At 38.1% G+C, this 12782-nt stretch carries 12 protein-coding genes, 1 pseudogene and 1 other annotated feature; of the genes and pseudogenes, 9 read left to right on the forward strand and 4 right to left on the reverse strand.

The genetic code is table 11. The annotated features are described in order from the left end of the window. Nucleotides 1–195 precede the first annotated feature (195 nt). Nucleotides 196–500 (forward strand) — a binding site (T-box leader). 151 nt (nucleotides 501–651) lie between these two features. The 8 genes from tyrS (at nucleotide 652) to ABU914_RS14560 (ending at nucleotide 9450) form a co-directional block, all read left to right on the forward strand. Beyond that, entirely contained in the window at nucleotides 652–1932 is a 1281-nt protein-coding gene (tyrS, locus tag ABU914_RS14525) for a tyrosine--tRNA ligase (protein WP_379670425.1), read from the forward strand. Nucleotides 1933–2067: 135 nt separating this feature from the next. After that, nucleotides 2068–2679, forward strand: coding sequence for a TetR/AcrR family transcriptional regulator (locus tag ABU914_RS14530; RefSeq protein WP_379670426.1), 612 nt, complete (start codon nucleotides 2068–2070; stop codon nucleotides 2677–2679). Nucleotides 2680–2733: 54 nt separating this feature from the next. Continuing rightward, nucleotides 2734–4275 (forward strand): acyl-CoA carboxylase subunit beta, encoded by a 1542-nt coding sequence (locus ABU914_RS14535; protein WP_379670427.1) that lies wholly within the window; start codon nucleotides 2734–2736, stop codon nucleotides 4273–4275. Nucleotides 4276–4297: 22 nt separating this feature from the next. Beyond that, a complete protein-coding gene (locus tag ABU914_RS14540; protein WP_379670428.1) occupies nucleotides 4298–4510 on the forward strand; it encodes an acetyl-CoA carboxylase biotin carboxyl carrier protein subunit in 213 nt (70 codons plus the stop codon). A gap of 17 nt (nucleotides 4511–4527) precedes the next feature. After that, the gene (locus ABU914_RS14545; protein WP_379670429.1) at nucleotides 4528–5871 is read left to right on the forward strand and encodes an acetyl-CoA carboxylase biotin carboxylase subunit; all 1344 of its coding nucleotides are present in this window, start codon (nucleotides 4528–4530) and stop codon (nucleotides 5869–5871) included. A 218-nt stretch (nucleotides 5872–6089) separates the two neighbouring features. After that, the gene (locus ABU914_RS14550) at nucleotides 6090–7748 is read left to right on the forward strand and encodes an AMP-binding protein (protein WP_379670430.1); all 1659 of its coding nucleotides are present in this window, start codon (nucleotides 6090–6092) and stop codon (nucleotides 7746–7748) included. A gap of 119 nt (nucleotides 7749–7867) precedes the next feature. Then, nucleotides 7868–8047, forward strand: coding sequence for a hypothetical protein (locus tag ABU914_RS14555; RefSeq protein ID WP_379670431.1), 180 nt, complete (start codon nucleotides 7868–7870; stop codon nucleotides 8045–8047). Continuing rightward, nucleotides 8044–9450 carry an amidase gene (locus tag ABU914_RS14560; protein WP_379670432.1) on the forward strand — a complete coding sequence of 469 codons (1407 nt, stop codon included), beginning with the start codon at nucleotides 8044–8046 and terminating at the stop codon, nucleotides 9448–9450. Before ABU914_RS14555 ends, ABU914_RS14560 begins: the two co-directional genes overlap by 4 nt. 51 nt (nucleotides 9451–9501) lie before the next feature. Here ABU914_RS14560 and ABU914_RS14565 read toward each other — a convergent pair whose 3' ends face one another. From ABU914_RS14565 to ABU914_RS14580, 4 genes and pseudogenes are all read right to left on the reverse strand, one after another. Continuing rightward, a complete protein-coding gene (locus ABU914_RS14565) occupies nucleotides 9502–9651 on the reverse strand; it encodes a hypothetical protein (protein WP_379670433.1) in 150 nt (49 codons plus the stop codon). A gap of 477 nt (nucleotides 9652–10128) precedes the next feature. Beyond that, nucleotides 10129–10717, reverse strand: a pseudogene (locus tag ABU914_RS14570) (CAP domain-containing protein). 113 nt (nucleotides 10718–10830) lie between these two features. After that, complete coding sequence (locus ABU914_RS14575; protein WP_379670434.1) at nucleotides 10831–11496, reverse strand: SOS response-associated peptidase; 666 nt, start codon at nucleotides 11494–11496, stop codon at nucleotides 10831–10833. A gap of 93 nt (nucleotides 11497–11589) precedes the next feature. Next, the gene (locus ABU914_RS14580; protein WP_379670435.1) at nucleotides 11590–12102 is read right to left on the reverse strand and encodes a DUF3231 family protein; all 513 of its coding nucleotides are present in this window, start codon (nucleotides 12100–12102) and stop codon (nucleotides 11590–11592) included. A gap of 438 nt (nucleotides 12103–12540) precedes the next feature. Between ABU914_RS14580 and ABU914_RS14585 the strand changes: the two genes are divergently transcribed. Then, a partial coding sequence (locus tag ABU914_RS14585) for a transposase (protein ID WP_379670436.1) occupies nucleotides 12541–12782 on the forward strand: 242 nt, incomplete at its 3' end.

Genomic DNA, 12782 nt, shown 5'->3' on the forward strand with positions numbered 1-12782 from the left:
GTAGTGAAAAAGCGTACAAAAATAGAGTGCCAAAGATATTGGTGTGATAAGTCGACCGAGAATAACTTGACACATACCTAACTTGTTTTTGACACGTCATTAAATTTGTATTATTATAACATACAGCTTATGAAGTAAGTGCAAACTGTCTATAGAAATTAGACTATGGGAAAAGAAAATGGATAAATTAAATAATCAAAAGCTGTGAAAGGATTTAGTAGTGTCTTTTCTCCCTTTATCAGAAAGCTAGTGGGTGATGTGAACTAGTAAATAGAAAAGCACGAATTACGTCTCGGAGCTGACTTTGTGAAAAAAAGATTACATGCAAAATGTAGTGGATTCGTTTAATCCAAAAGCATTCGCTCTACAAACTTATAGAGAGCGTGTGTAAACACTTTTATGAGTAGCAAAGAACGGAGGTACTCCGTTATAGTATAGAGTGGGGAATTCAGATGAATTTCCAATGAGGGTGGTACCGCGAAGATCAACTCGTCCCTTTTTTAGGGAGGAGTTTTTTGTTTTCAAAAACGGTTTACAAGCAAAACTCCGTCGTTTGCAATCTCATGAAAAGAACCTTTAATCACATATTATAATATTAAAAATGCTCACAAATTCCAAGCTAACGTATTAAATGAAAGGAGAAAGAATAAAATGGATATACTTCAAGATTTAGAAAATCGCGGTTTGCTTAATCAAGTTACGGATTTTGAAGGATTGAAAAAACATTTAGATGAGAATCAAGTGACATTATATTGCGGGTTTGACCCGACAGCAGACAGTTTGCACATTGGACATTTGTTACCCGTTACAATGCTAAAACGATTTCAACAGGTGGGTCACAAACCGATTGCACTCATCGGAGGCGGAACGGGAATGATCGGTGATCCGAGTGGGAGAACGAGTGAGCGAACACTAAACGAAGAAAACGTGGTGCACGGATTTGCCAAAAGTCTTCGTAATCAACTTGCTCGTTTACTTGATTTTGAGGAAGGCGAAAATGCTGCAGTTGCGAGAAATAATTATGATTGGCTTTCAAAGCTAACGATCATTGATTTTTTAAGGGATGCAGGAAAACATTTTACTGTAAACTATATGCTCGCAAAAGATTCCGTTTCTTCACGGATTGAACAAGGAATATCATACACTGAATTTAGTTATATGTTGCTTCAATCGTATGATTTTGCACAATTATACAAAGAAGAAAATTGTACGTTACAAATTGGCGGAAGTGATCAATGGGGGAATATTACAGCAGGGCTTGAGTTTATTCGTCGTTCACGTGAACACGAAGAGGAAGATGTAAAAGCGTTCGGTCTTACTGTTCCACTCATTACGAAAGCGGATGGAACGAAGTTTGGCAAAACAGCTGGTGGTGCGGTTTGGTTAGATGCTAAAAAAACGTCACCATATGAATTTTATCAATTTTGGTTTAATACCGATGACCGTGACGTGGTTAAATTTTTGAAGTATTTTACCTTTTTATCTTTAGACGAAATTGCTGAGTTAGAAAAAGCAGTGAAAACCTCACCAGAAAAGCGTGAGGCGCAAAAAACGTTAGCCGAAGAAATGACGAAATTCGTCCATGGGGAAGATGCACTGCAACAAGCGATTAACATTTCGAATGCCCTTTTCACAGGTGATATTAAAGAATTAACCGTTGATGAAATGAAACAAGGATTTAAAGACGTTCCTTCCCATACACTTGAGTCGGATGAACCGATTGGACTCGTCGACTTGCTTGTAGAAAGTAAAATAAGTTCTTCAAAGCGTCAAGCGCGTGAAGATATAAACAACGGTGCGATTTATATTAATGGTGAGCGTACGAAAGATTTAAAGAAAATGATTACTCGTGATGATGCTATCGAAAGACAATTTATTGTCATTCGTCGTGGGAAGAAAAGATATTTCGTCATTCGTTATCCAGCTAAATAGTTTTACAGGTTAGTTCCGATATTTCAGGAACTAACTTTTTTATGGAAATTTCTTGACATATTGAAAAGATTTCATTTAATATATTTTATAAGTTAGTTATTGATAACTAACCAAAAATAAATTGGAGCAATAACTATGTCTAAACAGAAGCGTTTACCTGCTGAAGAACGAAAAAGAGTTATTTTAAGAGCGGCAATTGAAGTGTTTTCAGAATCAAATTATCGCGTTGCAAAAGTGTCTGAAATTGCTGCACGGGCAGGTGTAACTGATCCGATGATTTATAAATTTTTTACGTCAAAAAAAGAGCTTTTCGTAGAAGTATTAACGATTACGAATCGAAAAACACTTGAAAAGTTCGGAATCCAAAATTTTTTAACAGATAAGCTAATAAATAATGCTGAGCCTATACGAGAAGCGATAGAAAAAAGTTTACTCGCTTATTTTTCCAGTATGGAGAAATATCAAAAAGAATTAAAAGTATTTTACCAAGCCATCTCTGAAATTGATGATCCTGATATTCAAAACGTCATTCGAAGCACATATAAAGGTTTAGCAAATAGCTTGGAGCCCATATTACAACATGCAACTGACATTGGAATTTTAAGTGGTCAACTCGACGCGAAAACAATAGCATGGGACATCGTTGGTTTTACGATCCAACAAAATGCTCTCTTTCTTGCAGATCTTTATAATGAAAAACACGCAAAAGCGTTGTTAAAGGAAAGAATCAAATCGTGGATTGGCTAAATGTAAACATTAAAATATAAAATTTGTAAGCGGTTACTTATGAGGGAGGAATACATGGTGAAAGAATTGGTGTCAAATCTACACGAAAAAAAAGAAAAAGCCAAACAGATGGGTGGTGAAGAAAAGGTTCGTCGTCAACATGAATTAGGGCGTTATACGGCTCGAGAACGGATTGATAAATTAGTCGATGAAGGAACTTTCTTTGAACTCGGAATGTTAAACCATTCAGAGTATCCAGGTGCAGAACATAAAAGTCCTGCTGACGGTTTGATTTGTGGAATCGGGAAAGTTAACGGGAGACCTGTCGTTATCCAAGCAACAGATAAAACAGTATTTGCTGGGGCTGAAGGACAAGTGTTTCTTCGAAAATTACGAAAAGTAAGAGAGTATGCTGTAAAACGAGGATTTCCATTAATTGAATTTGGAGAAGGCGGTGGCTTGAGAATGCCCGACGGAATGGGATCAGATGGCATCAGTCAAAGCTTGCCGACGAAAGAAGGTTTGCAACAAGGACGAAAAATCCCATTTATCACAGCGATTGTTGGTGATAGTTTCGGAGGGCCAACGTGGAGTGCAGTTTCATCTGATTTTGTTGTGCAAGTGAAAGGGACTTGCATGGCTGTCGGAGGACCGAGAATGTTAGAAATTGCAACAGGAGAAAAAATTACTCCTGAAGAACTTGGTGGTTGGAAACTTCACTCTGAAGTGACAGGTCAAGTTGATGCTGTGGTTGATAATGAGGATGAGTGTATTGAGAAAATTAAAGAATTTCTCGCTTATATGCCTTTAAATGCGACTGAAGAACCGCCAAAACGACAAACAGATGACAAGCCTGAACGTAGGCTTGAAAAAGTTTTAAATATCGTACCAACGAGACGAACTCGAGCTTATGATATGACAAAAGTTATCAAACTAATCGTTGATGACGGTAAGTTTTTTGAAATGAAGCCAACATTCGGAAGGGCACTCATTACTGGATTAGCACACTTAAATGGAAGAGTCGTAGGAATTTTAGCTAGTCAGCCAATGCGAAATGCTGGAGCGTTAGGACCAGATGAATGTGACAAGGCCGTTGATTTTATTTGTTTATGTGATTCCTATCATATACCAATGATTTTCCTTAATGATATGCCTGGTTTTCTCATTGGAAGTAAAGGGGAACAACGAAAAATTCCAACGAAAATAATGGTTTGGAATCAGGCACTAGCGTATTCGTCTGTCCCGAAAGTAACAGTCATCATTCGAAAAAGTATCGGTATGGCGCATGCAAACATGTGTGGACCAGGCATGGGAGGAGATTTCGTATTTGCATGGCCGACTGCGGAAATCAATTTTACTGATCCTGAAGTCGGTATAAATGTTGTCTATGGAAATCAGTTAAAAGAAGTTGATAATCAGGAAGAACAACGAAAAGAGCTTTTGAAAACATGGTCATTAGATAGTTCTCCATACAAAGCAGCGGCAAAGCATTTAATCGATGATGTCATTGATCCACGTGACACACGTAAATATTTATGTGAGGCGTTAGATTACGCGTGTATGAAAAATGGTTCAAAAAGTGAACGTCAACTCGCGAATTGGCCGACAGGATTTTAAAAGATGATGGGAGGAAACGAAAATGAAAGAAATTAAAGCAAATATGGCAGGTAACATTTGGAAAATCCTAATTAACGTTGGTGATGAAATTGAAGCGGAACAAGAAGTTGTCATTTTAGAATCAATGAAAATGGAAATACCAATCGAGGCAGAAATAAGTGGAAAAGTAGTTGAAATAAAAAAGAATGAGGGTGAATTTGTTAACGAAGGCGATGTTATTTTGACGCTTGAATAGGAGGCGGAGAGATACCGATGTTTAAAAAAATTTTAATTGCTAATCGCGGTGAAATTGCATTACGTGTAATGCGAACGTGCAAAAGATTAGGTGTTCAAACGGTTGCAATTTATTCGGAAGCTGATGCGGAGGCGCCATTTGTTTCTGAAGCGGATGAAGCTCATCTCGTTGGTGGACCGCGCGTGAACGAAAGCTATTTAAATATCGAAAAGATCATTGAAATCGCAAAACAAACGGGAGCAGAAGCCATTCACCCAGGATATGGATTACTGTCTGAAAATGCAACATTTGCAAAAAGATGTGAAGAAGAAGGAATCACGTTTATCGGTCCATCCCCTGAAGTCATTGAACGAATGGGAAGTAAAATTGAATCTCGAAGGGCGATGCAAGCAGCGAATATTCCTGTCATCCCAGGTACAGACGCTCCTGTTGAAAATGAAGTGGAAGCGATACGGAAAGCGAATGAAATCGGTTATCCTGTTATGTTAAAAGCTTCCGCAGGTGGTGGTGGCATAGGGATGCAACTTGTTCGGAATGACGATGCGCTTAAACGAGCATTTGCAGGCAACCAGCAGCGGGCGAAAAGTTTTTTTGGTGATGGGACGATGTATATTGAAAAGTACATTGAGAATCCAAGGCATATTGAAATTCAAATTTTAGCAGATGAATTTGGAAATACGATTCACCTTATGGAGCGAGAGTGTTCAATTCAGCGTCGACACCAAAAAGTACTGGAAGAAGCGCCATCGGTGTTTTTAGACGTAGAAACACGAAGGAAAATGGGAAAAGACGCTGTTCAAGCTGCGAAGTCAATCGGCTATAAAAATGCTGGAACGATCGAATTTCTTGTAGATGAAAATAAAAACTATTATTTTCTAGAAATGAACACAAGATTACAAGTTGAACATCCGATTACAGAAGAAATCATAGGTCTTGATCTCGTCGAAGAACAATTGAAAATCGCTTATGGTGAAAAATTGTCTATCCAACAAGGTGATGTAAAGCATAACGGTCATGCAATTGAAGTGCGAATTTATGCGGAAGATCCAAACACTTTTTTTCCTTCGCCGGGAAAGATTACTACGTTTCAGGTACCAAAGGGTGATGGAATTCGTCATGAGTTGGCGGTTGCAGAAGGCGTTACGGTTACACCATTCTATGATCCGATGATTGCAAAGCTTATCGTCCATGCTGAAACGCGTGATAAAGCAATTCGTAAGCTACAAATAGCTTTACAAGACTACGTCGTTGAAGGGATAAAGACAAATATTTTGACATTACAGAAAATCGTCGGCCATCGGGCCTTTGAACAAGGGATAACGACAACGGATTTTATTGAAACGATAATGAAACGAAAATAATCACGTTTCAAGCGACCGTGAGCTTAAAGGTTATACGGCAATCGACCTTTGACGTATGGAAAATCATAGAAAGTCGATTAAGCAAATGTGTTATGACACGAAATGGCATTTAATAATAGGAGATATATTACGTTATTAACGTCCAAAGCGTTCGATATTCGTTAAAAATACGGACAATAGAAACGTAATAATAAATGGTGTAAAGGGAGGACATATCAATGATAAATGCAGTGAAATTAAAAAGTTGGCCTCAATCTATTTCTAAAACGTTGCAATATCGTTTAGGTGAAAAACCATTACACGACTATTTGATTCACAATGGAGAAAATTATAGTAACGAAACAGCATATATCTTTTACGGCCATGACATCACTTGGGGACAATTATCTAATGATACACGGCGTTTTGCTCGCTTTTTACAAGCACAAGGTGTTGTAAAAGGTGATCGAATTGGACTGTTTATGCAAAACTGTCCACAGTATCTCATCTCACATTACGCCGTTCAGATGCTCGGTGCGATTGTCGTCCCATTAAATCCGATGTACAAAGAGTCTGAACTCGAATATTTAATGAATGAAGTTGAGATTAAAGCAGTCGTTGTCGGCGAAGAACTATATCCACTTATCGATGCTGTTAAAAGTAAAGTTGAGTCATTAGCGTTTACTGTTTCTGTTCATTATGCTGATTACTTAGCTGATGAAGTGACGATTCCAATTCCTGATGAATTGAAAATAGAAAAACAAGTTATTGAGCATGCTCATTCGTTCATTGAAGTCATTAAAGAACATGATCCACTTTCTCGGACAGCCAAAGTCGATCTTTGGAATGATATCGGATTGATGGTCTTTACTTCAGGGACGACTGGGCGACCAAAAGCAGCGATGCTGACATTTGGAAACGCTTTATTTAAAACAGCAGCTACTTCCAATGGCTACACGGTAATGGAAAAAGACAAAACACTTGCTGTAGCTCCTCTCTGCCACATTGCGGGCATGTTAATGGGGGTAAACATTCCAATTTATAGCCGCTCTTCAAGTGTGTTAATGACTCGGTTTGAACCCGAAGCAGTGATTACCGCGATCGAAACGTATCGTTTAAACAAAATCTATACGATTGCACCGATGAATGCTGCCATTTTACAATATCCAAGCATTGAGAAACGGGATTTGACGTCACTTGAGTTAAACTTTGCGACAAGCTTTGGAATTCCGGTCGATGAAAAGTTAGCAAATGCGTGGAAGCAATTAACTAATGGTTGTCTAATGTTTGAAGCTTCTTATGGACTAAGCGAAACTCACACGGCTGATACGTTTATGCCGATAGACAATATTAAATTTGGGACATGTGGTATTCCGACTTACGATACAGACATTCGCATCGTTGATATCGAATCTGGAAGAGACTTATCACCGGGCGAGCAAGGAGAAATTGTCGTAAAAAGTCCAGGGGTTTTTAAAGGGTATTTAAATCGCCCAGATGCAACGTCGGAATCGTTAAGAGATGGCTGGGTATATACAGGAGATATTGGGAAAATCGATGAAGACGGATATCTTTACTTCATTGGCCGTTTAAAAGAAATGATTAAATCATCGGGGTATAGTGTGTTTCCAGAAGATGTCGAAGCATTGATGAAAGAACACGAAGCTATATTGCAAGTCGCAGTAATTGGAGTCCCGGATGAAGTTAGAGGTGAAAATGTAAAAGCGTTTATTGTGCTTAAGCCAGATTACGTTGGAAAAATAAGTGAAGAAGAAATCATAAATTGGGCTAAGGAAAATATGGCTGCTTACAAATATCCGCGTGAAGTTGAATTCCGTGATAGCTTACCAGCGACGAGTTCTGGGAAAGTATTACGAAGATTGCTAAAAGATCAATAAATAATAACGAATATATAAAATCACGATTCTCGCAATGATGAAAAAGAGATTCTCACACATTTGTAATTAATTAGGTTATGATTAAAGACAAGGATGATAAAGAGGAGGTCGTGATACAGATGCGTGAAGCGATAAAACAAGCACTCTCGCTACGAAATATTGACGTTAATAAAGAAGATTATCCGTATGTAGAATTACAAGTGCACTTAATCCAGCAGCTTGAGGGCAAGTTGGCAAACAGTAAATTAAAGGACATCGTTCCAGTTACTGTTTATCGAGCAGAGGTGGCAAAAGAATGAAAGCGCTTTATTATAAAACAATTTCACAACTTGCGCCTAAACTAGAAAAGCAAGAACTTTCTCCAGTTGAAGTTACGCGTATGATGTTGGAGCGAATCGAAGTAGTAGATGAACAACTAAACTCGTATATTACAGTTATGAAAGAGGTCGCATTAGCTCAAGCAAAACAAGCGGAGCGTGAAATCGCTAAAGGTCATTATCGTGGCCGTTTGCATGGTGTTCCAATCGCACTAAAAGATTTGTTAAATACGAAAGGGATTCGGACAACGGCAGGTTCACAAGTACTTGCAGAACATATCCCAAACGAAGATGCTACCGTTGTTACGAAATTACGTGAAGCCGGCGCCATCTTATTAGGTAAATTAAACATGCACGAATTCGCTTTTGGAGTTACGAACAAAAATGATTACTTCGGTAAAACGAGAAATCCTTGGGATGTTGAGCGAACACCGGGCGGCTCGAGCGGTGGAAGTGGTGCTGCAGTTGCGGCTGGACTCGCATTTGCAGCACTCGGTTCTGATACGGGTGGCTCGATTCGAACTCCTTCCGCTTTGAACGGAATTTACGGTTTAAAACCTACGTTCGGTCGTGTAAGTAAATATGGAGCAATCCCGTTAGCGTGGTCGTTAGATCATATCGGTCCAATGACGCGCAGTGTCGAAGATCTTGCGATCGTACTTCAATCGATTGCAGGATTTGATAAAAATGATCCGACGACAGTCAATCGGATAGTACCTGATTACGAATCATCACTTAACATGAATATTAGCGGACTGAGAGTGGGGGTTCCGACAAATTATTTTTTCGATTTTATTGAAGATGAGGTTGCTTTATCAGTGAAAGTGGCGATTAACCAACTTGAAAAGCTCGGCGCTACGTTAGTAGAAGTGACGATTCCCGAATTAGAACTGTCTGAATACAGTGAACTTGTCACAATTCAATCAGAAGCTGCCGCATATCACTATGACACATTACAAGGTAAAAGTCATTTGTACGGCAATGATGTACGGACAACACTTCAAGCAGGACAACTCGTCACTGCTGTACAATATGTAAAAGCTCAACAAGTAAGACGGCTTCTTCAAGAAGCACTAGTTCGAGTTTTTAAAGAGATCGATGTGATTGCCGCACCTACAGTTTCAATGGTTGCTCCAAAATGGAAAGAAAGCTTTAAAATGATTCAAGGGGAAAGTAAAGCAGTAGCTGCCGAATTCGTTCGCTTTGCCGCACCTGCTAACTTAACAGGTATTCCGTCACTATCTGTTCCAACAGGGTTTTCTTCTGAGCGTTTACCAATCGGGATGCAGTTGATGGGGCGTCCTTTTGAAGAAAGTACATTGCTGGCAATCGCTGCCGCATTTGAAAATGAGGTTCATACTAAAAAACAATACCCTATAATTTAAATATAAAATTCCCACTCCATCCGAGTGGGAAAAATTTCTCTGTTGCCAATTTTATATTGTCTCGGGAGGTTCAATGACTGCACCGAGTAAGAGAATATCCTCATAAATAGCTGGCTTTGCAGCATTAGGCGCCTTATAGTATTCTTCCATTAAACGACAAAGCTCCCTTATGACGATTGGAATTTCATTCGTCGCTAGCATGAAAAGCACCTCCATATTTCTTATCGTTTATTTTATAGGAAAAAATCTCTAAGTGAAAGTGTTTAGACAAAAGTAGTTAAAAAAAGCTAAATTTTGTTAACATTATTTAGGATAATAGGCATATCATTTTTTCTTTTGTGGTTTTTGTCCTACTTTAAAACTTTTATTTTCATTTGTTCGGTTGCCTGTAGTATATTCGTATCAAAAGTTTAACCCTTGTGTCTTATGGTCATATTGCCTAATCTGGACTTTATTTTATCCAGCATATCGCTACTCATTCCTCGCTTCTTGTTAAATTGATCGGTTTGACAGAGGTTAACTTTAATAGCATTTTCAATATCACATGAAATTTTGTAGCGAGTAATTACTTTGTTTGAAGTCGTCCTGTTCCCCTACGTTCATAAAGCTCAATACCTCTTATCGGTAGTATGTCCAGCGTTGGAAAATTTATAAAGAAGTGTTATTTAAGATATCTTATTATTTACGTATGAACATTTGCGTCCAATAATGACTGTTTGGCTCAAATCCAACTCTAATATGTTTGTAAGAGTGATTTAAAATATTTGCTTGATGATCATGCATTGACAACTTGTTGTGGAGTTCTTTGCCCTTTTGCAATGTTTTCTCCTGCAGAGCGGTAAGTGATCCCGTATGCTCTAATCATATCGAAAGGACTACCATATGTAAGGCTCTAATGAGAAAAATAATTTCTTCCGGCTATATCCATTGATTTATGTCTAACGACTTTTGATAGTTCCCAGTCTTCACTTAAAGGCTTCAACCCAGTTTTTAATCTTTCAACGTTCGTTAATTGAATGAGTTCTTGCTCAAAGATTTGAGTCTGTTGATTGGTGGTAAGGATGGTAATTTGATCGTAAGGATAAATCAAAATAGGATTTGTAATCTGCGAATTTGCGTTAATAATTTCAGAAACTCCGTTTTTATAATTTAGAAGCAATTTCCCACACATCGTGTCACCGTAACTGACCGTTTGTATTGTATTTGCAAACGCTGAAACAGGAATAAAAACAATGAATGCGAAAATGAAGCTTACTAGTTTTTTCAATTCTACTTCTCCTCTCGATAGTCTTATGGTGATTAAACCATAGATTACGAGAGAAAATCGAAAAGTAAATGTTGTTAATACTGTTGAAAAATAGTAACGATGGTAATTTTTAACTAAAGAGAGTCGAGTAGATCAGGAGTATCATTTTTAGCTGAATTGACAAGAGTAGATACTTCATATGTTTCCATTTTTTCCGGTGGATAAGGTTTTAACAATGCTTTTAAATCAGCAGGGTGTTGAATCGATGGATCAAGCCAATCGGCTTGTTGTTCTTCTGTTAAAATAACCGGCATTCGTGTATGGATCGGTTGAACGATTTCATTGGCTTCTGTCGTGATAATCGTGCAAGTTGTGATGACTTCATTGCCACTTTTCCAACGATCCCAAAGACCAGCAAATGCAAACGGACGATTATCTTTCATTGTAATGCGATACGGTTGTTTTGTATCGTTTCTTTTTTGCCATTCATAAAAACCATCTGCGATGATCAAGCACCTTCTTTTCAGTAATAAATGTTTAAAACTTGGCTTTTCGTCAACCGTTTCTGCGCGTGCATTAATGAGGTTATAACTATTTTTTTCTGATTTCGCCCATGACGGAATTAATCCCCAGCGCAAGTAGCCAGCGCGTCGGATTTGCTTTTTTTGAATGATCGTGAAAACGGCTTGACTCGGAGCTATGTTATACCGTGGTGTATAAGGGAGTTCATCCATATTTGAGATTTGAAAAATGTCTTGCAATTGTTCACTAGGGGTAAATAAACTAAATCTGCCACACATCGTCATCACCTACCTATTTCTCTCAAGATTTTACTACAGGTATAACAAAAAATGTCAGCCACACGTTTTGTAGTGGCTGACTGATAAGAAGTCCTATTGATTTGATGATGTTGAGCGGTGAAGAGGGGGTAGCACTAACCAGCCCTTTTCTTTGTTTAGACGTAAAGCTTTTAAGCCAAGCTGGGCTTTGCTTACGTGAAATCGACCGAACATGGCTCCAATATCTTCACGTATAGATTGTCCCATCATCGTACTGCATGCAACTAAACTTTTGGCTATGTCCATCGATAACGTCATGCAGATTTCAGGATCGGTTACGCGCGCTCCGGTTGGAATCTCTTCTCGATTTGCTTGCGGGCGTTCAGGAGGAGTCGGCGGTAATCCGACTTCATTGTCTTTTAACAATTCCTCGATTTGTTGAATTTCGTCTTGAGCACTGTTCATTCCTTCTTTCAGTAATTCCTTTAAATCATCATCACCGGCATGATTTAAAAGGGTTTGATAAGCAATGAAGCACCCTTTAGCACTTGTTAAGTAGGTCCAAGCACCAAACACTTCGCCATAATGCATCGGTTCTTCTTTCGGATTTCCACTCATAATTCCCATTCATACATCGCTCCAGTCGATTTCATTTCATCGACTTTATTTTGTGACTGTTTTTCCAAAATATTCGTGGAAAGAAAAAATCCTCAATGTAATATATTCAGCAACGTATATTTTCAGACTTCAATTTTGTTCCAGTTAAGAAAAGTCATTAATCTTTATTAAGTCCAAAAATTCACTAGTTCTAATAAGTTTATCGTCATTATAATTAATACATTTAATTTGAAGTATGTTTCTTTCATCAATTGAAATATGGGTTGTTTGGATTTTAGGTTGGTAATTAGTGAGAAATTTTATTTTATTTTTATTTTTTTCCATTAATATAACATTTCCACCTATAGCCAGATAAAGTCCATATAATTGTGTAAAAGAAAAGGACTATATGATTGCCTTTACGGTACAATGTTTTTAACCACAAAAACATACTAGGAGGCAGATCATATGACCCACCTACATTTTACATTGGAAACAAAAGAATTACAAAACTTAATTGAAAAATCCGTCAAGGATGATCTATCAAAAAATATCCTAATGACTGTTTTTAATCAGCTTATGGAAGAACAACGAACTCAATATATTCAAGCGTCCGAGTATGAGCGTTCTAGTCAACGCAATGGTTACTATGAAAGAGAATGGACGACTCGAATTGGCACATTGAATCTGAGAGTCCCACGAACACGAGA

Origin of the sequence: Pueribacillus sp. YX66, from assembly GCF_041725775.1 — a bacterium.
Lineage (GTDB): Bacteria > Bacillota > Bacilli > Bacillales > UBA6769 > Pueribacillus.

Bases quoted from the DNA above. Each gene is read 5' to 3' on its own strand.
- tyrS (WP_379670425.1), top strand. From the start codon at position 652: ATGGATATACTTCAAGATTTAGAAAATCGCGGTTTGCTTAATCAAGTT.
- ABU914_RS14545 (WP_379670429.1), top strand. From the start codon at position 4,528: ATGTTTAAAAAAATTTTAATTGCTAATCGCGGTGAAATTGCATTACGT.
- ABU914_RS14530 (WP_379670426.1), top strand. From the start codon at position 2,068: ATGTCTAAACAGAAGCGTTTACCTGCTGAAGAACGAAAAAGAGTTATT.
- ABU914_RS14555 (WP_379670431.1), top strand. From the start codon at position 7,868: ATGCGTGAAGCGATAAAACAAGCACTCTCGCTACGAAATATTGACGTT.
- ABU914_RS14535 (WP_379670427.1), top strand. From the start codon at position 2,734: ATGGTGAAAGAATTGGTGTCAAATCTACACGAAAAAAAAGAAAAAGCC.
- ABU914_RS14565 (WP_379670433.1), bottom strand. From the start codon at position 9,651: ATGCTAGCGACGAATGAAATTCCAATCGTCATAAGGGAGCTTTGTCGT.
- ABU914_RS14540 (WP_379670428.1), top strand. From the start codon at position 4,298: ATGAAAGAAATTAAAGCAAATATGGCAGGTAACATTTGGAAAATCCTA.
- ABU914_RS14560 (WP_379670432.1), top strand. From the start codon at position 8,044: ATGAAAGCGCTTTATTATAAAACAATTTCACAACTTGCGCCTAAACTA.
- ABU914_RS14580 (WP_379670435.1), bottom strand. From the start codon at position 12,102: ATGGGAATTATGAGTGGAAATCCGAAAGAAGAACCGATGCATTATGGC.
- ABU914_RS14550 (WP_379670430.1), top strand. From the start codon at position 6,090: ATGATAAATGCAGTGAAATTAAAAAGTTGGCCTCAATCTATTTCTAAA.
- ABU914_RS14575 (WP_379670434.1), bottom strand. From the start codon at position 11,496: ATGTGTGGCAGATTTAGTTTATTTACCCCTAGTGAACAATTGCAAGAC.